This is a genomic window from Bradyrhizobium sp. P5_C12 (assembly GCF_054049735.1).
In genome coordinates this window covers 246000-266555 of record NZ_JBFULU010000007.1, presented here as the reverse complement: position 1 = coordinate 266555, position 20556 = coordinate 246000, and the positions used below count along the sequence as shown (strand labels likewise).

At 65.1% G+C, this 20556-nt stretch carries 17 protein-coding genes; 9 read left to right on the top strand and 8 right to left on the bottom strand.

Features of this window, described 5'->3' with window-relative positions:
• Positions 1-145: 145 nt before the first annotated feature.
• Both ACXJMY_RS09505 and ACXJMY_RS09500 read left to right on the top strand, forming a co-directional pair.
• Complete coding sequence (locus ACXJMY_RS09505) at positions 146-1279, top strand: methionine ABC transporter ATP-binding protein (RefSeq protein ID WP_456619061.1); 1134 nt, start codon at positions 146-148, stop codon at positions 1277-1279.
• A complete protein-coding gene (locus ACXJMY_RS09500) occupies positions 1269-1934 on the top strand; it encodes a methionine ABC transporter permease (protein WP_456619060.1) in 666 nt (221 codons plus the stop codon). The genes ACXJMY_RS09505 and ACXJMY_RS09500 overlap by 11 nt, the downstream gene beginning before the upstream one ends.
• 18 nt (positions 1935-1952) lie before the next feature.
• Here the strand turns inward: ACXJMY_RS09500 and ACXJMY_RS09495 are convergent, their stop codons facing one another.
• Entirely contained in the window at positions 1953-2345 is a 393-nt protein-coding gene (locus ACXJMY_RS09495; RefSeq protein WP_456619059.1) for a cupin domain-containing protein, read from the bottom strand.
• Positions 2346-2625: 280 nt separating this feature from the next.
• Here ACXJMY_RS09495 and fsrB point away from each other — a divergent pair, with 280 nt between their 5' ends.
• The 3 genes from fsrB to ACXJMY_RS09480 all read left to right on the top strand — a co-directional run bounded on the left by fsrB (position 2626) and on the right by ACXJMY_RS09480 (position 5454).
• Positions 2626-3915: a siderophore utilization protein FsrB gene (gene fsrB / locus ACXJMY_RS09490; RefSeq protein ID WP_456619058.1), complete on the top strand. Its 1290-nt coding sequence runs from the start codon at positions 2626-2628 to the stop codon at positions 3913-3915.
• A gap of 157 nt (positions 3916-4072) precedes the next feature.
• Positions 4073-4567 carry a type II 3-dehydroquinate dehydratase gene (gene aroQ / locus ACXJMY_RS09485; protein ID WP_456619057.1) on the top strand — a complete coding sequence of 165 codons (495 nt, stop codon included), beginning with the start codon at positions 4073-4075 and terminating at the stop codon, positions 4565-4567.
• A gap of 59 nt (positions 4568-4626) precedes the next feature.
• Complete coding sequence (locus ACXJMY_RS09480; RefSeq protein ID WP_456619056.1) at positions 4627-5454, top strand: hypothetical protein; 828 nt, start codon at positions 4627-4629, stop codon at positions 5452-5454.
• Here the strand turns inward: ACXJMY_RS09480 and ACXJMY_RS09475 are convergent.
• The 7 genes from ACXJMY_RS09475 to ACXJMY_RS09445 form a co-directional block, all read right to left on the bottom strand.
• Positions 5451-6647 carry a M24 family metallopeptidase gene (locus tag ACXJMY_RS09475; protein ID WP_456619055.1) on the bottom strand — a complete coding sequence of 399 codons (1197 nt, stop codon included), beginning with the start codon at positions 6645-6647 and terminating at the stop codon, positions 5451-5453. The two genes, ACXJMY_RS09480 and ACXJMY_RS09475, sit on opposite strands and share 4 nt — an antisense overlap.
• 264 nt (positions 6648-6911) lie before the next feature.
• Entirely contained in the window at positions 6912-7895 is a 984-nt protein-coding gene (locus ACXJMY_RS09470) for an ABC transporter ATP-binding protein (protein ID WP_456619054.1), read from the bottom strand.
• Positions 7888-8895: an ABC transporter ATP-binding protein gene (locus ACXJMY_RS09465; protein ID WP_456619053.1), complete on the bottom strand. Its 1008-nt coding sequence runs from the start codon at positions 8893-8895 to the stop codon at positions 7888-7890. Before ACXJMY_RS09465 ends, ACXJMY_RS09470 begins: the two co-directional genes overlap by 8 nt.
• Positions 8892-10319 carry an amidase gene (locus ACXJMY_RS09460; protein ID WP_456619052.1) on the bottom strand — a complete coding sequence of 476 codons (1428 nt, stop codon included), beginning with the start codon at positions 10317-10319 and terminating at the stop codon, positions 8892-8894. Before ACXJMY_RS09460 ends, ACXJMY_RS09465 begins: the two co-directional genes overlap by 4 nt.
• A gap of 1 nt (position 10320) precedes the next feature.
• Positions 10321-11211 carry an ABC transporter permease gene (locus ACXJMY_RS09455; protein WP_456619051.1) on the bottom strand — a complete coding sequence of 297 codons (891 nt, stop codon included), beginning with the start codon at positions 11209-11211 and terminating at the stop codon, positions 10321-10323.
• 2 nt (positions 11212-11213) lie between these two features.
• Positions 11214-12158: an ABC transporter permease gene (locus tag ACXJMY_RS09450; protein WP_456619050.1), complete on the bottom strand. Its 945-nt coding sequence runs from the start codon at positions 12156-12158 to the stop codon at positions 11214-11216.
• A complete protein-coding gene (locus tag ACXJMY_RS09445) occupies positions 12155-13750 on the bottom strand; it encodes an ABC transporter substrate-binding protein (RefSeq protein ID WP_456619049.1) in 1596 nt (531 codons plus the stop codon). Before ACXJMY_RS09445 ends, ACXJMY_RS09450 begins: the two co-directional genes overlap by 4 nt.
• 143 nt (positions 13751-13893) lie before the next feature.
• Here ACXJMY_RS09445 and ACXJMY_RS09440 point away from each other — a divergent pair, with 143 nt between their 5' ends.
• The 4 genes from ACXJMY_RS09440 to ACXJMY_RS09425 all read left to right on the top strand — a co-directional run bounded on the left by ACXJMY_RS09440 (position 13894) and on the right by ACXJMY_RS09425 (position 20227).
• Positions 13894-14898, top strand: coding sequence for a LysR family transcriptional regulator (locus ACXJMY_RS09440; RefSeq protein ID WP_456619048.1), 1005 nt, complete (start codon positions 13894-13896; stop codon positions 14896-14898).
• Between the two features lie 732 nt (positions 14899-15630).
• Complete coding sequence (locus ACXJMY_RS09435; RefSeq protein WP_456619047.1) at positions 15631-16650, top strand: TRAP transporter substrate-binding protein; 1020 nt, start codon at positions 15631-15633, stop codon at positions 16648-16650.
• 15 nt (positions 16651-16665) lie between these two features.
• Positions 16666-18555, top strand: coding sequence for a TRAP transporter large permease (locus ACXJMY_RS09430; protein WP_456619046.1), 1890 nt, complete (start codon positions 16666-16668; stop codon positions 18553-18555).
• Positions 18556-18577: 22 nt separating this feature from the next.
• Positions 18578-20227: an acyl-CoA synthetase gene (locus ACXJMY_RS09425; protein WP_456619045.1), complete on the top strand. Its 1650-nt coding sequence runs from the start codon at positions 18578-18580 to the stop codon at positions 20225-20227.
• Positions 20228-20556 lie beyond the last annotated feature (329 nt).

The following is a 20556-nucleotide window of genomic DNA, read 5'->3' as shown; positions in this document are numbered from 1 at the left end:
ATTGCAAGAAAGACCTGAAAGGGCGATGCTGCGTGTTGCAGTGCAGCGTTCGCTTGGAACCGCATGCCCTCTGGCTTCCCCCGTCGCTGATGCGACTTTCTCTCGCGCCCCACGGCATGCGAGCAGACGATCCGTTGTGAAAGAGATGAACGCGCACCAATCAGTGGCGACCGGCCTGCCGATCGAGCCCCGCGAGGCGATTTCACCCGCTGCCGGGCCGGACGCGATGGTCCGGTTCGCTGGCATTTCGAAAACCTATCCGGCCTATCGCGGCAAGCCCGGCGTCCGTGCGCTTGAAGGCATCGACTTTGCGATTCCGCGCGGGGCGATCACCGGCGTGATCGGCCGCTCCGGCGCCGGCAAGTCGAGCCTTGTCCGGCTCATCAACGGGCTGGAGAAGCCGACCACGGGCCGCGTTGTCGTCGACGGCCGCGACATCTCGGCGCTGGCCGGCCGTGAGCTGCGGCTGGCACAGCGCTCGATCGGCATGATCTTCCAGCATTTCAACCTGCTGTCGTCGCGCACGGCGGCCGACAACATCGCGCTGCCGCTGGAGATCGCCGGCTGGGCCAAGGCCGACATCAAGGCGCGGGTGGCCGAGCTGCTCGACCTCGTCGGTATAGCCGACAAGCACGATCGCTACCCTTCCGAACTCTCCGGCGGCCAGAAGCAACGCGTCGGCATTGCGCGCGCGCTCGCGACCCGGCCGAACGTGCTGCTGTCGGACGAGGCGACCTCAGCGCTCGATCCGCAAACCACCCGCGCGATCCTGGATCTGCTCGCCAACATCAACCGCGAGCTCGGCGTGACCATCGTGCTGATCACCCACGAAATGTCCGTGGTGCGTCAGCTGGCCAAGGAAGTCGTCGTGCTCGACGCCGGTCATGTCGTCGAGAGCGGCCACGTCGCCGACATCTTCACCCATCCGAAGCATCCGATCACGCAGTCCTTCCTCGCCGAGGCGACCGGCGACAGCCTTCCGGTGTCGCTGGCGAGCCGGATCGTGCCGGAGCCGGTTGCAGGCGGGCAGGCGGTGATCCGCGTCCAGGTGCGCGGCGCTGGCGCCGGGGATACGCTGGTCGCGCGGCTCGCGCGCGAGCTCGGCATCGACGTGGCGCTGCTGGCGGCCCGCATCGACGAGATCGGCGGCCAGCATGTCGGCTCGCTGGTGCTTGGCATTCCTCTTGGCATTCCCGGCGGCGAGGGCGCCGCGAGCCGGGCACTCGCCTGGCTGTCTCAACATCAATTCCTGGCGGAGCGTCTCGGCCATGTCGCCTGAGCTCATCAACCTGATCATCCAGGCCACCGGCGAAAGCCTGTTCATGGTCGGGGTCGCGGCGCTGCTCGGCACCGTCTTCGGCCTGCCGCTCGGCGTTTTCCTCGCCACCAGCCGCAAGGGAGAGCTGTTCGCGGCCCCCGCAATCAACGCCGTGCTCGGCATCGTCGTCAATGCCACGCGCTCGACGCCCTTCATCATCCTGGTGGTCGCCATCATCCCGTTCACGCGCCTCATCGCCGGCACCTCGATCGGCTCGACGGCGGCGATCGTGCCACTGACGATCGCCTCGACGCCGTTCATCGCGCGCCTGGTGGAAGCGGCGATCCGTGAGGTCGATGGCGGCCTGATCGAGACCGCGTCCTCGTTCGGCGCCTCACCCATTCAGATCGTGTTCAAGGTGCTGATCCCCGAGGCGCTGCCGGGCCTGTTGCTGGCGCTGACGCTCGCGGTGGTCAGCCTGCTCGGCTACTCCGCCATGGTCGGCGCGGTCGGGGGCGGGGGCTTAGGGGATCTCGGCATCCGCTACGGCTACCAGCGCTTCATGCCGGAGATGATGCTGGCCGTCGTCGTCGTGCTGATCGCGTTGGTGCAGCTCGTGCAGAGCGCCGGCGACTATCTGGCGCGCCGGGTCAACCGCCGGCTACGGCATCGCTGACACTTTTCAAGCCCGCCGCTACGCCGCCGGCGGGTAGTAGAGAAATTCGATCATCAGGCAGCCGTCGCGGGTGAAGAACGGTCCATGCTCGACATGGGCCGGCCGCACGGCATAGGTGCCAGCCTCCAGCCGCCGCGCTTCCTGTGCCGCCGTGCCGATCGAAAGCGAGCCCGAGATCAGAAACACTTCCTCGCACCAATCGTGCGAGACCGGATGGCCTACGGACGCACCGGCGGCCCAGCGCGACAGCCGCGTCACCGCGCCCGTCCGCTCCGGGTGATTGAAGCGACCGGACAGGATCTTTTCCTCAACCCCGACATAGCCGGGGACGGCCCGCCAACCATCATCGGCCAGCGCGTCGAAAAACTCCCTGTGGTCCTTCATGAAGCGACCGAAGCCGGGCTCCGCCATGCCATCATCTCCCGAGCTGATCCTGACACGGATCGACCTTACAGCAGGCCGATGGTGTTTCCCACCCGATGCCGATCCGGACGGAGAGTGCCGCGGTCCGGCCTGCACGGTGACCACGCAGCTCGGTGAACCCCGCCTCGATCCACGGGCGCATTGGTCGCACGTGCTGCGCACACGTCTGGAGAGATTCTAGGGCCGTTCCTATCGCACTCGGAAAGCGCCTGCGTTAGGGCGAGGACTCAAAAATCGTACCGGCAAAGCCGGCAACTTTGGAACCTCGATGAGAGCGCTATTCGGTCGGTTGCATCGCTGGGCGGGACTGCTCACGGCAGGATTCCTGTTCTTCTCCGGCATCACCGGGGCGATCATCTCCTGGGATCATGAGATCGACGACGTGCTGAACCGGCACCTGTTCGACGTCACCAGCAAGGGCCCGGCCATTCCCTCCATCGAGCTCGCCAAACAGATCGAGCAGCGCGATCCGCGGGCGCGCGTGGTCTACCTCTTCATGACACCGGAGGAGGGCCAGTCGCTGTGGTTCTTCGTCATGCCGCGGATCGATCCGGCGACCGGCAAGCGCTACGCGCTCGATTACAATCAGATATTCCTCGACCCCAACACCGGCGCGGAGCTCGGCCGGCGCTACTGGGGCGCGGTGTGGCCGGTGACACGGGAGAACTTCGTCTCGTTCCTCTACAAGCTGCACTACACGATGCACATTCCGGAGTTCTGGGGCAGCGACCGCTGGGGCATGCGGGTGCTCGGCATCATCGCCATCGTCTGGACCATCGATTGCTTCGTCGGCTTCTATCTCACGCTGCCCTCCCGGCGGCGCGCCAGCGCCACGCGGGCGCCCGCGGTCGCGCGCCAGCTCGACCGGGGTTTTTGGGCGCGCTGGGCGCCGGCCTGGACCATCAAGACAAGCGGCAGCGCCTACCGGATCAATTTCGACATCCACCGCGCCTTCAGCCTGTGGACCTGGGCACTGCTGTTCGTCATCGCCTTCACGGCGTTCTCGCTGAATCTCTATTTCGAGGTGTTTTCGCCGCTGATGAAGATGGTGTCGAACTACACGCCGACGCCCTATGAGCAGCGGCCGTACCGCGATCTCGACGATCCCATCGAGCCCAAGGTCAGCTTTGCCGAGATCGCCGCGCGCTCCAGCGCCGACGGCCAGGGGCGGGGGTGGACCACCCCGATCGGTGCGATCAGTTACGGGCCCGCCCATGGTGTCTATGCGGCGGCGTTCTTTCACCCCGGCGACGACCACGGCGCCGGCGGCGTCGGGCCCGCGCAGCTCTATTACGACAGCGAGGATGGACGTCCGATCGGCGAAAGGCTGCCCTGGGTCGGCACCGCCGCCGACATCTTCGTGCAGGCGCAGTTTCCGCTGCATTCGGGCCGTATCGTCGGACTGTTCGGCCGCGTCCTGATCTCGATCATGGGCCTGGTGGTGGCGGCGCTTTCGGTCACCGGCGTCGTGATCTGGTGGCGCAAGCGCCGCGCCCGCGTCCGCGTGCGTGAGACCGCCGCGGTACGGCTGAGCCGGCAGCTCACGCCGGCGGAGTAGGGCTAGGCGAACTGGTCAAGAACCGATGTTCTGGAAGGCCCGCGCGACGCCGTGAATGGCAAGAACATGATGGTACTATTCCCGGGACTGCTGACGATTCCGGCGAAATGGTTCGGCGGTTCATCGCGCAGCGTTGGCAAAGGACACGAGGGACACAATGGCCGCCCAGATCATGATCCTCAATGGACCGAACCTCAATTCTCTCGGCATCAGGGAGCCGCACATCTACGGCCGGACGACGCTGAAGGAGATCGAAGCGAGCTGCCAGGCTCTGGCCGATCAGCTTGGCGTCTCGATCGCGTTCCATCAGTCCAATATGGAGGGCGAGCTGGTCAACCTGATCCAGTCCGCCCATGGCAAGGCGGATGCGATCATCATCAATCCGGCGGGCTATTCCTTCACGTCGATCGCGTTGATCGATGCGCTGAAGATTTTTGAGGGGCCGAAGATCGAGCTGCATATCTCGAATATCCATGCGCGCGACGCGCTTCACCGCCATTCGATCACGTCGAGTGCCTGCACGGCGGTCATTTGCGGCCTGGGCCCATACGGCTATCTTGCCGCGATGCTGGCGGCCGTTCAGCGGCTCGGACAATTGCCCGACACGATCCCGCCGGCTCTTCACGGGCTCGCGGCCGGCCCTCGCGGATGAACCTTCCCGCCCGGCACCGGCACAAAGACTGGAGGTCGCTCCCAGCCCGCGGACATTGAATGAGATCGCTCGCCTTGCTCTGCCTGCTCGTCTTTGGCACCTGCGCACATGCGGCCACACAAGAGCAGCACTACCTCGACCTGCGTGATCGCTACATCGCAAAGTTCTCGAAGGCTGCGGAGAGCGACGAGACCACCAGGCAGCACGATGCGGCGCTCAAGGAACTGACAGCCGTGCTGCGCGGCCTGGTCGGGCCCGTCACCATCAAGGGGCTGCCGGCAGACGGCAAGTCGAACGCCGACACGCTCTTCAAAGGCGACTCGGGCTTCGGCCATCTCGATGGGCTCGGTTTCGCTTCGGAAGGCGACAAGATGCAAGCCGTGGTGACGACGACCACCTTGCTCAAGCACTGGCTTGCCGAGCACCGCGAGGACGGCATGCCGCAGGAGATCGGCGCGGCGTTCAGGTCGGACCGCCTCTATTATTATGCGATCCAGGACGCGGCTTTCGCCAAATATGCCGAGCTGCCGATCACAAAGCCCGCAGCGGCGAGCGTCGCGGTCGCCGTGCTGGGCGTGCGCGGCAATGGCGATCTCAAGGGACCGCCGAATGAAATCGACGTCGTCGCGATCCGGGGCGACAAGGTCTTCTTCCTCGCCGCAACCGACGCTGTGAAGACGGCCGAAATCCCGGCCTGCGAGAAGGTCTGGAAGCAGATGATGGCCAAGCCCATCGACAAGAAGGACCCGCGCGGTGACATGACCCGCGAAGACAATGCGATGAGCGCCTTTACTGCGTGCTTCGACAAGGCGGCGCCGAGCCAGAGCTGGTTCGCCGCGGCCGTCAGGAAGGCGCAGAGCCAGTTGGACCTGCTGCCGCTGCGTTAGCGCGCACTCCCACCGCGATTCCACCCACGGCCGCCCTCGCCAAAGATCTCGTAGCCGGTCGGCGTCACCGCGACCGTGTCCTCGAGCTTGATGAAGCCGCGGCTGGGATGCTTCATGGTGGTCTCGATCGACACCACCATGCCGGGCTCGAGCGGCAGCCTTGCATCGACATCGTCATAGGGAACCGGACCCTTGGCGGTCAGGCGAGGGGCCTCGTGGCTGACCAGGCCCATGCCATGCGCGAGGAAATCGGTGCAGTCGCGCCGGGTGATCTGGGCGAGCTGCCGCTCGGCCGCGACGTAGATGTCGCCGCCGAGAGCGCCCGGCCGGACCGCGGCGAAGGCTGCGCGCTGCACCGCCTCGATCTCGGCCAGGCAATCCGTCAACTCGGCATCCGGCTCGCCCAGCACGGCCATGCGCGCGAGGTCGCCGATATAGCCGTGATAATTGCCGCCGGAGTCGAGCGAGAGCACGTCGCCTTGCTCCCAGCGTTGCGCCGACGGCGCCCGATTGTGGCTGCTGCCGCAGGCCAGCAGGCAATATTCGAAGGTCAGCCCGCGGTTGACTTCGGCGACGCGCAAGCCGTCCGACAATTGCTGCTTGGTGGTCCCGGGACCGTGCCCGGCGATCACCTCCAGCATCGAGGCGATCACCAATTCCGACGCGGTCTTGAGTTTTGCCAGCTCGTCCGCCGACTTGACCGCGCGCAGCCGCTCCAGCACGAGGAGCGCGTCCCTGAGCTCGGCGCCGGGCAGGGCGTCGGCAAGCGCCTGTCCCGCGTCCATCGGCAGGAACGCCATCTCGACGCCGATCCGCTTCATCCGCACCCCGGCTTCCTTCAGGACCTTTACGGCCCGCTTGATGGCGTCGACCGAGCCGTTGGACTCGGTCCGGACCTGCGGCACCCAGGGCGGCGCCACGGCGCGCTGATGGGTCTCCAGCCGATGTCCGATATAGACGGCCTTGTCCGGCGCGCCCTTGGCATAGACCAGGACCGGCAGATAGCGGCTGACGCCCACGGCATCCATGTAGTCGAAGAAGATCGCGCGCTCGGCCCCGAGCAGGTACTGCACATTGTGCTTGGAGGTCGCGACCAGGACGTCGAGATGAGCCGCCTCCATCAGGCGGTCGAGCTTGGCGGCATCGAATGGCATGGTGCGAGAGCCGGTCGCGCGGGCGACGTTCTCCTTCATGATGGACCTCCCATTGGCGGCGCGGCTCGAAGCGGCTGCGTCCGTTGTCTGGCGCTCGTTTGGTGATTGATTGTGCGCCGGGAGAGGGGTTCTGGGTAGCCTTTTCTGGGTAGCCCTGGAGCCGTGCTTCTTCACCAAGGAGTGAGCTTGCCGACGCTCAGCCGGCCATCCGGTGCAACATACCGTCTTGTTCTCAAATCATTCCGACAAGGCATTCGTGCTTGCCCCCGCTCGTCCAATGTTGCCGGCAAAAGTCGGCTCGGACTATTGCGACCTCACGAGGTGACAGGCGGACATGTGCCCACGCCCCGCTTTCCCCGCGCCGCGCGGCTTGAGAAAAGGGACTTCCTCGGCACATCTCGGCTCGGCGAGCGGGCAGCGCGTGCGGAACCGGCAGCCAGAGGGTGGATCGATCGGGCCGGGCACATCCCCCGAAAGCCGAATCCGCGCCTTTCGCTCGGCCGAGACGTCGGGGTCCGGGATCGCCGAGAGCAGGGCTTGCGTATACGGATGCTGGGGCGCGGTCATGATGTCTTCCACTGGCCCGACCTCGACGATCCGCCCCAGATACATCACCGCGATCCGGTCGCTGATGTAGCCCACCGCGGCCAAGTTGTGCGCCACGAAGACATAGGTCAGGCCGAGCTCGCGCTTCAAGTCGCCCATGAGGTTGAGGATCTGTGACTGTACCGAGACGTCGAGGGCCGAAATCGGCTCGTCCGCGACGATCAGCCGTGGCCGCATGATCAGCGCCCGCGCGATGCCGATCCGCTGCCGCTGTCCGCCCGAAAACTCATGCGGAAACCGGTCCATCGCATCAACGGGCAGGCCGACCTGGCTCAGCACTTCGGCGACCTTGTCCGTCAGCTCCGGCTTCCCGATGCGACCCTGCGCGCGCAGCCCCTCGGAGACGATCGCCCGCACCTTCATCCGCGGATCCAGGGAGTCGTTGGGATCCTGGAAGATGTATTGCAGTTGTCGCCGCGCCAGTTTGCGCGCCTTGCCGCCGAGTTCCGCGAGGTCGTTGCCCTCAAGGCTCACGTGCCCCCGGGTCGGCGTGGTCAGGCCGACGATGAGCTGCGCCGTCGTCGTCTTGCCGCAACCGGATTCACCCACCAGCCCCAGCGTCTCGCCCTCGTAGACGTCGAGGTAAAGGTCGTCCACCGCCTGGACCACCGCCTTGCCCTTCGGCGAGCGCGTGGTGAAATGCTTGGTCAGGCCGCGCAGTTGCAACAGCGATTCAGCCATCGGAGGTCTCCACGGCGGCGGCATCGGACAGCAGCAGCCAGCAGGAGGCCGCGTTTTCACCGCTGCGCACTTGGGGCGGGGCGGCATCGCGGCAGCGTGCCATGGCCTGTGGGCAGCGGTTGGCGAAACGGCAGCCCACAGGCCAGAGCTTCGAGCTCGGCACGATCCCGGGGATCGAGCTGAGGCGCATGTTGCGGTCCATCCCCAGACGGGGGATGCAGGCCATCAGCCCGCGGGTATAGGGATGGCGCGGCGCGGACAGCACCTGTTTCACCGGGCCGGTCTCGACAACCTGGCCGCCATACATCACGGCGACCTCGTCGCAGATCTCGGCGACGACTCCGAGATCATGGGTGACGAACATCACGGCCATGCCAAGCTCCTGGCGCAGCTTGACGATCAGTTCGAGGATCTGGGCCTGGATCGTGACATCCAGAGCGGTCGTTGGCTCGTCGGCGATCAGCAGGCTGGGATCGCAGGTCAGCGCCATCGCGATCACCACCCGCTGGCGCATGCCGCCCGACAATTCGTGCGGGTAGCTGTCGACACGCTTTTCCGGCGCGGGAATCCCGACGAGACCCATCAGCTCCACCGCGCGCTCCCGCGCCGCGCCCCGGGAAATCCGCCGGTGCAGCTGCAGGTTCTCGATGATCTGCTCGCCCACCGTGAAGACCGGGTTCAGCGAGGTCATCGGTTCCTGGAAGATCATCGCGATCTCGTTGCCGCGCAGGCCGCGCAGCGTCCGCTCGTCCTCCCGCACCAGATCGCGCCCCTTGAACAGGATCCGGCTGCCGGGCTCGATCCGGCCTGGCCGCTGGATCAATCCCATGATCGAGGCGCCGGTGACACTCTTGCCCGAACCGGACTCGCCCACGACCCCCATGATGCGTCCTGCGTGGATCGTGAGATTGACCCCGTCGACCGCCTTGGCCACGGCGTCGCCGGTGTGGAAATAGGTGCGCAGATCGCGCAGCTCGAGAAGTGCGCCGGTCTCCTTCATGAGGCCATGTCCAGTTCCGCCTCGGGGTGATGCGCGTTCCAGTTCAGCGCCTTCTCGAACTGGCGGCTGGCCCGCAGCACCAGCGCCTCCTCGTTCGGGCGGCCGATGATCTGCAGCCCGACCGGCATGCCGCCGACGAAGCCGCAGGGCACGCTGGCCGCGCAGTAGCCGGCGACGTTCACTGGCAATGTGTAGGAGACGAGTGCCGGAATCCGTTGGGTCATGTCATTCGGATCGATGACGGGCGAGGTGATGCCGATGGTGGGCGCAAGGATCAGGTCGGTCTCGGCGAAGAGTCCGTCCATGTAGCGGATGAACTCCGCACGGCGCATCACCGCGCGGGAATATTGCGAGCCAGTCACTTCCGAGGCCCATTCGAAGCGGGTGCGCGCATAGGGCGTGAGCTGSCTGYACGTCGCCTCGTCGCGCATCAGTTGCTCGCCCAGAGTGGCATGCCGGTCGACGAACTCCAGCACCCGCCAGGCTTCGTCGAGACCCTCCGTCGCAAGGACGACCGCCTCATCGCGCAGATCGGCGCCGAAATCGGTGATAAGCTCGGCGGCGGCGCGTACTGTGCGCAGCACCTCCGGATCGGTGAAACCCTGCGCGAACCTGTTGTCCCACCAGGTCGCACGCACGCCTTCGATGCCATTTTCCAGACTGCCCAGGTAGTCGGGCGGCGTGTCGATCCGGCAGAACGGATCCTGCGGCATCGGTTCGGCGATGACCTGCAGGAGCGTCGCCGCATCCCGTACGTCCCGTGCCATCGGCCCGACCGCGGTGCAGAACACCGCGGAGCCCAACCCGCCATGGCGCGGCACACGCCCGAAGCTCGGCAGAAGGCCGAAGATGCCGCATTGGGCCGATGGCAGACGGATCGAACCACCCGAGTCGCTGCCGATGGCGAGCGGACCGAAGCCCGAGGCCAGCGCGGCCGCCGCCCCGCCGCTGGAACCGCCCGAGGTCTTCTTGCGGTCCCAGGGATTGCGGCATTCCTCGGAAATCAGCCCCACCGTCCGCCAATACATGCCGAATTCCGGCGTATTGGTCTTGCCCAGGATCACGCCGCCAGCGGCACGGATGCGCGCGGCGCAGATGCTGTCCCGCTCGGGCACGTGATCGACGAAAGCCTTCGAGCCGCTGGTGGTCCGCAGCCCCCGGGTGAAGAACTGATCCTTGATCGTCACCGGGACGCCGGTCAGCGGGCCCAACTTCTCCCCGGCGGCGACGCGGCGGTCGACGGCGCGCGCCTCTGCGAGGGCCATCTCGCCCGCCACGGTCAGGAACGAATGGATGCCGCCGTCGTAGCGCGCTATCCGCTTCAGCAGCAGGCGGGTGATCTCTTCGGCGGAGCTTTCACCGCTGGCCACCAGCCCGTGCAGACGCCAGGCCGGTTGCCAGTGAATATCGTTTTCCAAACTCATGTCACTTCTCCGCTTTGGGATCGAATTTGTCGCGCAACCCATCGCCGAGCAGCAGGAAGCCAAGCACGATGAGCACGATGGCTGCGCCGGGGGCGAGCACCAGCCAGGGGGCATGCGTCATGACCGAGGTGGAGTCCGCGATCATCCCGCCCCAGGTCGGGGTCGGGGGCTGAATGCCCATGCCGAGGAAGGAGAGGGCCGATTCCGTCAGCAGGGCGGCGGTGATCGTCGAGGCGGTCTCGATGATCAGGGGGGTGGAGATATTGGGCAGCACATGGACGAGCAGGTTGCGCCAGGCCGGAACGCCCAGCACCTGGGCGGCCTTGACGAATTGCCGCTCGCGCAGCGACAGGGTTGCCCCACGGGCCACCCGGGCGAATGGCGGCACGAAGAGCACGCCCATCGTCATGATCAGATTGCTCAGGCTGTTCCCCAGCACGGCAACCAGGGCGATCGCCAGGAGCAGCGGTGGAAAGGCCTGCAAGACGTCAAGAAGACGCATCAGCAGGAGGTCCGCCTTGCCTCTGGCATAGCCCGCGGCCATGCCCCAGCTTGTCCCCACGACAAGGGCGAAGGCGGTCGCGGCGGCCGCCACGATCATCGAGCTGCGGGAGGCGTAAAGCGTTCGCGTCATCACGTCACGCCCGAGCAGATCGGTGCCGAAGGGATGCGCCGCAGAGGGCGGCCGCATCGACATTCCGACGAGATCATTCGGACCGAAGGGCAGGAGCAACGGCCCGAGCAGGGCACATGCCAGCAGGATCAGCAGCAGCGCGGCCCCGGCCTGCACCAGCAGGTTCTGACGCCGGAAAGCGGCCAGCGGGTGCAGAGCAAGCCGCCGTGCGCGCGCCGCTTCTGGGGCGGCGGTGTATGGGATCGTGTTGTCCGTCATGGTCAGATCCGCGGGTCAAGGCGGTGATAGGCCAGGTCGACGGCGAGGTTGATCAGCACCACCATCGCGCCGACGACGATCACCGCCCCCTGCACCAGCGTGTAGTCCCGGCTGCTGATCGCGCTCAGCATCAGTTGGCCCAGCCCCGGCAGGCCGAAGACCTGCTCGACCACCACCACACCCGAAATCAGCTGTGCCGCAATCAGGCCCGAGGCGGTGACCACCGGCAGCAGTGCCGTTCGCAGCCCGTGTTTCAGCAGGACCCGCCAGGGGCCGGCCCCTTTGGCCCGGGCCATGGCGATATATTGCTCGCGCATGACTTCCAGCATCGCGCCCCGCGTGTAGCGCATGATCGTCGCAGCGGCGGCCAGCGACAGCACGGCGGAGGGCAGCAGCAGCCCCTCGATCGCCCCCCAGAAATCAGTCTGGAAATCAATGCTGCTGAAAAGCTGCACCGACGGCAGATACAGCGAGAAGAACAGGACGGCGGTGACGCTGGCCACGAAGGTGGGTACCGCCATCCCGGCCAGCGAGACGATCCGCAGCGCGGCGTCCAAGCTTCGCCCCCGTCGCGCGGCGGCGAGTACGCCGGCCGGAATACCGATCACCACCGAGATGACGAGCGACATCAGCGTCAGCGCCAGGGTCACCGGCAGATGCGCCAGAATCTCGCCCGAGACCGGCACGTTATGCACCAGCGATTTGCCAAGATTGCCGTGCACCACCCCGTTGATCCAGGTGAAATATTGCACGGTCAGGGGCTGGTCCAGGTTGAGGCTGCGGCGGATGTTCCGCGCCTCTTCGGAATCCGAGGCAATCTCGCCCCCGGCGATGACGCTCACGACATCGCCAGGAATGAGATGGACGAGCGAGAAGCTGACCACCGACATCCCGATCAGGACGGGCACCAGCAAAGCCAGGCGGCGCAGAAGATGGGCGAACATCATGGGACTCTCGATCGCGTGGCGGAGGCGAGCCAGGCCTGACGCAGCAACACGCGCTGTGCGTAGGGGGTTGTGTGGTAGCCGCGCAGCTTCTCGCTCCAAATCTCGAACTGCAGCGGGATCGCGGCGGGGAACAGCGCATAGGCCTGATCGGCGATGCGGTGCTGCATCTCACGGTAGATCGCGACCCGCTTGGCGACATCGGTGGTCGCCCGTCCCTCGGTGAAGAGTGCGTCGATCTCCGGATCCTTGGTCTTGCCGGGGTTGACGCTCGACGCGGAGGCAAACCGGATCCTCAGATTCGACTCCGCGTCGGGTGCCGGTGCCAGGTCGGCCATGCTGATCGGGCTCAGCGTGCCCTGGAAATCCTTGACCAGGCTGCCCCAGTCTTTCTGCTCGATCTTGATGCGGATGCCGATCCGCGCCACCTGCTGCTGCACGATCTGTGCGACCGCCACGTCGCTGGAGGTCTGCGGAGAGACCGCGAAGACGGTGTCGAACCCGCCCGCATGGCCGGCCTCTGCCATCAGTGCCTTGGCCTGCGTCAGATCCGGGGTCTGGTAGGGCAGTGCCAGGACCTCGGCGCTTGGGACCGCATAGGGCGCCTGCGCCGGCGGGATCGCCGCCGAAAGTACCGCCCGCCCACGCCAGACGATATCGGCGATCTGCTGGCGGTCGATCGCCAGACTGAAGGCGCGGCGAACCCGGACATCGTTGAAGGGCGGCACCCGCTGGTCGAGCTCCATCAGCAGCACAGCATTGTTGTCCTGCTGCTTGGGCGTGACGAACCCTCTGGTTCTTGCCAGCTGGTCGACCACTTCCGGCGTGTTGAGCCAGGTCAGCGCCGCCGATCCGCTGCGCAGGGACGCCACCCGGCTGCCTTCATCCGGAATGATGCGGAACTCCAGCCCGTCCAGGTAGGGCAGGCCGGGTTCGTAGTAATCCTCGTTGCGCGACAGCTTCAGCACCGAATTGGAGACGAAGCTCCCGAACTTGAACGGGCCGGTCCCGGCCCCGCCGGAGATCAGGTCGCCACGCTGGGTCACGTCGGCCTGCGAGACGATGGCTGAATATTTCACCGTCGCCAGGTAGTTCAGCAGGGGCGAGAAGGGCGCGGACAAATGGAAGATGACGCTGCGCGCGTCCGGAGTTTCGACCGACTGGATGGCGGCAAAGAGCGACTTCCACGGCGACGCGGTGTCCGGGTTTGCGATCCGGTCAAAGGTGAATTTCACATCCGCGCTGGTCAGCGTCTGACCGTTGTGGAATTTCACGCCGTCGCGCAGCGTGAAGCGGTAGGTCAGATCGTCGACCATCTCGTAGGAGGCGGCCAGGTCCGGTTCGACCTTGGTGCCGCTGTCATCCCAGCGCAGCAGACAGCCGTAGATCTGTTCGGTGATGTTGGTCGTCGCGAACGCCGCCGATTTGTGCGGGTCGAGGCTGGGAGGATTGGCGTCCTGGGCGATCACCAGGATCCCGCCGCGAACCGGATTGTCGATCGCCTGGGCGCGCGCCGGCCTCGACAGTACCGTCCCGGAGAATGCCAGCAGCGAGGTTCCGCCGCGCAGGAATGTCCGCCTGTTCACGTTCAACATCGTCGTTCCCGTTGCCAAATGTCACAATTCGATCGCGCTCCGGCGAACCGCCGCCGCCCTGCAAGCATCCGTCTATTGGAGCGAGATCGACCCCATGCAACAATGGCCGCCGACGCAAATAACTATAACCGAAAGGCTATAGAGTGGAGCTGCAGCAGCTGCGGTACTTCCTGGTGGTGGCGAACCATCTGAATCTTTCTCAGGCCGCTGAAACATTGAGCATTTCTCAACCCGCTTTGTCCAAAATGATGGCACGGCTGCAGCACCAGTTGAGCGTTCAGCTCTATGTCCGGAAAGGCCGTGGAATAGCCCTGACGGATGCGGGCATCGCGCTGAGAAGTCGCGCGGAATCGATCATCTATCGGATGGATGAAGCCGAACAGCTGATGACCGACATGCGGGCCGGCCTTTCCGGTCACGTCCGTATCGGCGCGGGCCCGTCGTTCCTGACACAGATCCTTCCCGAGGCGATTGCCGAGCTGGCCGAGAAGCAGCCCAATGTCCGCTACACCATCCGCGAGGGCACCACGGACGAACTCTACGAATGGATCAAGACGCGCGAGATCGACTATGCCCTCCTGGGCTGGGTCAAGTCGGACCATACCAGGGCCAGCCTGGATTCCGCGCTGGCCTACAACCGTTTGCTGGTCGACGACCTGGTCATCGTCACCCGCAAGGACCATCCGCTCCAGCTTCGACCGCCGCAATCCTTCAAAGAACTCGCCCAATACAGGTGGTTGCTCCCGCGGATGAGTACCAATCTGCAGGACGAGTTGAACCACGTGTACGTGAGCAAGGGCGAAGAGTTACCTGCGGCCCATATCCTGACGAGTTCGCTTTTCATAACCTTCGCGTTTCTGCGCCGAACCAACCTCGTGACAATACTTGCGCGCAGTGCGCTGTCAGGGATCGACACGGCGGGGATTGTCCCGCTTGAACAGCCTTGGCTCCGGCTGGAGCGCGAGGCCTGCCTGGTGACCTTGAAGGGCATGCAACTCCCGGCCGCGGCGAGCGCCGTGATGGAAAAGGTCCGCAACCGGCTCGTGACAAGGCAGGTCAGTGGCAAGGAAACTGTTCTGGAAGCCTCTGAGGATAACCAACCGCCGAGGGCCGCAGTCGCAATGAACTGTGATGAACGCTTGGGATAGTTTCAGAGTTTGACAGAGGAGGGGCAGGTCGTGCCCCTTGCCGGCTTCCCAGCCAAGACTTCAAGAAAGTCGGGTGTCCGGCCCTGCATCAGCTCGATGTACATGCAGGTCTTGAGTAGAAGTGACGGGCCTCCAATCCAGCCGCCGCGGACGAATGGGACATCACTGTCTCGCCGGCACGCCAACGTTTTTCGCGGATGCGGGCGAATGGGACGAAGAAGGCTGCTCCGGTTTTGCCGGATGAGTTTCTTGCGGATGCCGGGCATAGAGGGGCGCGACGAGGGCAGGATGTTGCGCTGGTAAGCGACAGCGGCACACGAATCTCGACCGTCCGAATGACCTAGACTCGAATAGGGCATGAATGACTCAGATCCAACCAGAGCCGACAGCCGCCTCCGGCTGCCCATTCCTTGATTCGCATAAGGTATATTATGGAATATCTTTATATCGAATTGGATCAAATGTTTAGACGGAATTCCTGCCACCCCGCATTCGGTCCGGCCTCCGTTCTCACCCAGGCCATTGCGCTTCCTGCCAGCCCTTGACGGCTACTGTGCATGGGGTTGTTTTCGCGTTTTTTGTTTCGAGGCCATCGGCCCGACAGCGATATTGCCGTGACGTTGTCCGGCTGCAATAAGCGAAGCCGCGCGAGATCGCAGATGACCTTCTGACGTGACGTCCGTATAGGTTTGCGTCTCAGAACAAGAACAAACCTTCCGAGGAAGCAGACCCATGAGCTTTTCCCGACGCACGCTTCTCAAGGCCTCCGCCGCGACCGCGGTCCTGGGCGGCATCGGCGCACCTTACGTGGCACGCGCCCAGAGCGCCGAGTTCACCTACAAATACGCCAACAACCTGCCGGACTCCCATCCGATGAACGCGCGCGCCAAGGAGATGGCTGCGGCGATCAAGAGCGAGACCAACGGGCGCTTCGACCTCCAGATCTTTCCGAACAACCAGCTCGGCTCCGACACCGACATGCTGAGCCAGATCCGCTCCGGCGGCGTCGAGTTCTTCACGCTGTCCGGCCTGATCCTGGCGACCCTGGTGCCGGCGGCATCGATCAACGGCATCGGCTTCGCATTCCCGGACTATGACACGGTCTGGAAGGCCATGGACGGCGACCTCGGCGCCTTCGTGCGTGGCGAGATCAAGAAGGCCGGCCTCGAGGTCATGGACAGGATCTGGGACAACGGTTTCCGCCAGACCACGTCGTCCAGCAAGCCGATCACGGGCCCGGACGATCTGAAGGGCTTCAAGATCCGCGTGCCGGTGTCGCCGCTGTGGACCTCGATGTTCAAGGCGTTCGATGCGGCGCCCGCCTCGATCAATTTCGCCGAAGTCTATTCCGCGCTCCAGACCAGGATCGTCGAGGGCCAGGAAAACCCGCTGGCGATCATCTCGACCGCGAAGCTCTATGAGGTGCAGAAGTACTGCTCGCTGACCAACCACATGTGGGACGGCTTCTGGTTCCTGGCCAATCGCCGCGCCTGGGAAAAGCTCCCACAGGATGTCCGCACCGTCGTCGCCAAGAACATCAACGCCGCGGCCGTCAACGAGCGCGCCGACACGGCCAAGCTGAACGCCAATCTCCAGCAGGAGCTCGCGGCCAAGGGCCTGATCTTCAACCAGCCCACGGTGGCGCCGTTCCGCGACAAGCTGCGCACGGCCGGCTTCTATGCCGAGTGGAAAGGCAAGTATGGCGACCAGGCCTGGGATCTGCTGGAAAAAGCCGTCGGCAAGCTGTCGTAACGCGTTGGGGCCGTCATGGCTCAGATCGAGGCTGAGGTGACCGGAGCGGCGGGCGAGGCGACTGTGCAGTCCCCTCGCCGACCTTCGTTGCTGGCCTCAACGGAGCGCGCGCTCGGCCTCATCGTCGAAATCCCGGCGGCGATCCTGGTGGTCGCCGAGATCGTGATCCTGTTTGCCGGCGTGGTCGCGCGCTACGGCCTGCACCGGCCGCTGATCTGGTCGGACGAGTTGGCCTCGATCCTGTTCCTGTGGCTGGCGATGCTGGGCGCGGCCGTGGCGTTCCGCCGCTCCGAGCACATGCGCATGACCGCGATCGTCGCGAGCGCAAGACCGGCGATGCGTGGCTATCTTGATCTGGTCGCGACCTGTGCGGCGCTGGCGTTCCTGGCGCTGATCGTCTGGCCGTCCTACGACTACGCCTACGAAGAGAGCTACATCACCACGCCGGCGCTGCAGATCTCGAACATGTGGCGCGCCGCGGCACTCCCGGCCGGCATCTGCCTGATGGCGGCGTTCGCGGCACTGCGGCTGCTGCGCGCGGCGGACTATCGGATGGTTGCCGCGGCCATCCTGTCGGTTGCCGTCGTGATCGGCCTGTTCTGGCTGGCTGAGCCCTCGCTGCGCCCGCTCGGCAATCTCAACCTGGTCATCTTCTTCGTCGGCGTCGCCGGCTTCTGCGTCTTTGCCGGCGTTCCCATTGCGTTCGGCTTTGGGCTCGCGATCTACGGCTATCTGGCGCTGACCACGCGGACGCCGGTGATGGTGCTGGTCGGGCGGATGGACGAGGGCATGAGCCACCTCATCCTGCTCTCGGTGCCGCTGTTCGTATTCCTTGGGCTCCTGATCGAAATGACCGGCATGGCGCGCGCCATGGTGGCGTTCCTGGCCAGCCTGCTCGGCCATGTCCGCGGCGGCCTGCATTACGTGCTGGTCGGCGCCATGTATCTGGTCTCCGGCATCTCCGGCGCCAAGGCGGCCGACATGGCCGCCGTTGCGCCCGTGCTGTTCCCGGAGATGAAGCAGCGCGGCGCCCGCCCCGGCGATCTCGTCGCGCTTCTTGCAGCGACGGGTGCCCAGACCGAGACCATTCCGCCGAGCCTCGTGCTGATCACCATCGGCTCGGTCACGGGCGTTTCGATCGCCGCGCTGTTCACCGGAGGCCTCCTGCCCGGCGTGGTGCTCGCGATCACGCTCTGCATGCTGGTGTGGTGGCGCTACCGCCACGAGGACATGAGCCATGTCCGCCGCGCCAGGGCGTCCGAGATCGGCAAGACCTTCATCGTCGCCCTGCCCGCGCTGGCGCTGCCCTTCGTGATCCGCTACGCCGTGGTCGAAGGCGTTGCCACCGCCACCGAGGTCTCCACCATCGGCATCGTCTATGGCGCCCTGGTCGGCCTCCTGATCTACCGCCGCTTCGACTGGCGGCGGCTGTTTCCGATGCTGGTCGAGACCGCGGCGCTGTCCGGCGCCATTCTCCTGATCATCGGCACCGCGACCGGCATGGCCTGGGGCCTGACCCAGTCCGGCTTCTCGCGCTCGCTGGCCGCGGCCATGACGGGATTGCCGGGCGGGTCCGCGACCTTCATCGCCGTCTCGATCCTGGCCTTCACCATCCTCGGCAGCGTGCTGGAAGGCATCCCGGCGATCGTGCTGTTCGGGCCGCTGCTGTTCCCGATCGCACGTGCCGTCGGCGTGCACGAGGTGCACTACGCCATGGTGATCATTCTGGCGATGGGTATCGGGCTATTCGCCCCGCCGTTCGGCGTCGGCTATTATGCCGCCTGCGCCATCGGACGCGTCGACCCGGCCGAAGGCATCAGGCCGATCTGGGGCTATCTGCTGGCGCTGCTGGTGGGATTGATCATCGTCGCGATCTTCCCCTGGATATCGATCGGATTCCTTTGAGACGCTTTTGAGGAGGGTGTCGATGAGTGAACGGCAGAACCAGTACAATATCGGCCTCGACAAGACCCCCGCCAACTACGTGCCGCTGACACCGCTCAGCTTTCTCGCGCGCAGCGCCGCGGTCTATCCCGATCACGTCAGCACCGTCTACGAAGGCCGCAGCTTCACCTGGGCGCAGACCTATGAGCGCTGCCGGCGCTTTGCCTCCTGGCTCGCCGGCAAGGGCATCGGCGTCGGCGATACGGTGGCGGCGATGCTGCCGAACATCCCGGCGATGAACGAGGTGCATTTCGCGGTGCCGATGACCGGCGCCGTGCTCAACGCACTCAACATCCGCCTCGATTCGCCTTCGATCGCCTTTCAGCTCGATCATGGCGGAGCGAAGATCGTTCTGGTCGATCCCGAGTTTTCCGGCGTCATCACCGATGCGCTGTCACAGATGAGCGGCCCAAAACCGTTCGTGATCGATGTCGACGATGCCGCCTTCAAGGGCGGCGCGCGCATTGGCGAGATCGAATACGAGTCCGCCGTTGCGCAGGGCGATCCGACCTTCGCCGCGATCCCGCCGAAGGACGAATGGGACGCGATCGCGCTGAGCTACACTTCGGGCACGACCGGGAATCCCAAAGGCGTCGTCACCCATCATCGCGGCGCCTATCTCAACGCCGTCAGCAACATCCTCGCAGGCCAACTCGGCCAGCATCCGGTCTATCTCTGGACGCTGCCGATGTTCCACTGCAACGGCTGGTGCTTCCCCTGGACCATCGCGGCCGCCGCCGGCATCAATGTCTGCCTGCGCAAGGTCGAGCCGACGAAAATATTCGAGCTGATCAAGGCCCACGGCGTCACCCACATGTGCGGCGCGCCGATCGTCTACAACACGCTGATCAACGCGCCTGACGCGCCGAAGGGCAGCGCGGCCCGTCGCGTCGTCGGCCTGATCGCCGGCGCCGCGCCGCCGGTCGCCGTGCTCGAAGGCGCGGAAAACATCGGCATCAAGCTCACGCATGTCTATGGGCTGACCGAAGTCTACGGCCCCGCCTCCGTCTGCGCCGAGCAGCCCGGATGGGACGAGCTCCCGGCCGCCGAGCGCGCGCGGATGAAGCGGCGGCAGGGCGTACCCTACCCGCTCGAGGAAGGCGTCACCGTCATCAATCCGCAGACCATGGTTGAGGTGCCGCGCGACGGCGAGACCATCGGCGAGGTCATGTTCCGCGGCAACATCGTGATGAAGGGCTATCTGAAGAACGAGAAGGCGACCAGGGAAGCCTTCGAAGGCGGCTGGTTTCACACCGGCGATCTCGGCGTGCTCGACGAGCACGGCTACGTCATCATCAAGGACCGCTCCAAGGACATCATCATCTCCGGTGGCGAGAACATCTCCTCGGTCGAGGTCGAGGACGTCCTCTACAAGCACCCGGCCGTGCTGTTCGCAGCCGTGGTCGCAAAGCCCGATCCGAAATGGGGCGAGGTGCCCTGCGCCTTCGTCGAGCTGAAGGACGGCGCGAGTGCGACGGAGGCCGACATCATCGCTTTCTGCCGCAGCCACATGTCGGGCTTCAAGACGCCGAAAGCGGTCGTGTTCGGGCCGATCCCGAAGACCTCGACCGGAAAGATCCAGAAATTCCTGCTGCGCAACGTGGTCGGCTCGGCGAAGGCGATTTCGGCCTGAGCCGCTATTCCGTAGTTCGACTAATTCTCGCGTTCGAGACGTAGGTTTATCAAGGCTGCCTCAGCAGATTGACCCAGCTCATTTAGACAGTCTGAAAGGGATCTCAAGCTGTCTCGAAGCCGCTCTGAATACGGGCGGCCCTGTGTGTCGCCCTTTTCGGCTTCCGAGACTGCTCGTTTGAACCATCCCACCGCAATCTCAGATCTATCAACTTGCCTTAGGCAGCATCCAACGAAGTGAAGGCTTAAGCTCAAGCTATGGTTATTAATCCGACCAAAAACGTCACCCAACTGCTTTTCCGCAACAGCGCTCTCAAACCATGAGCGGGC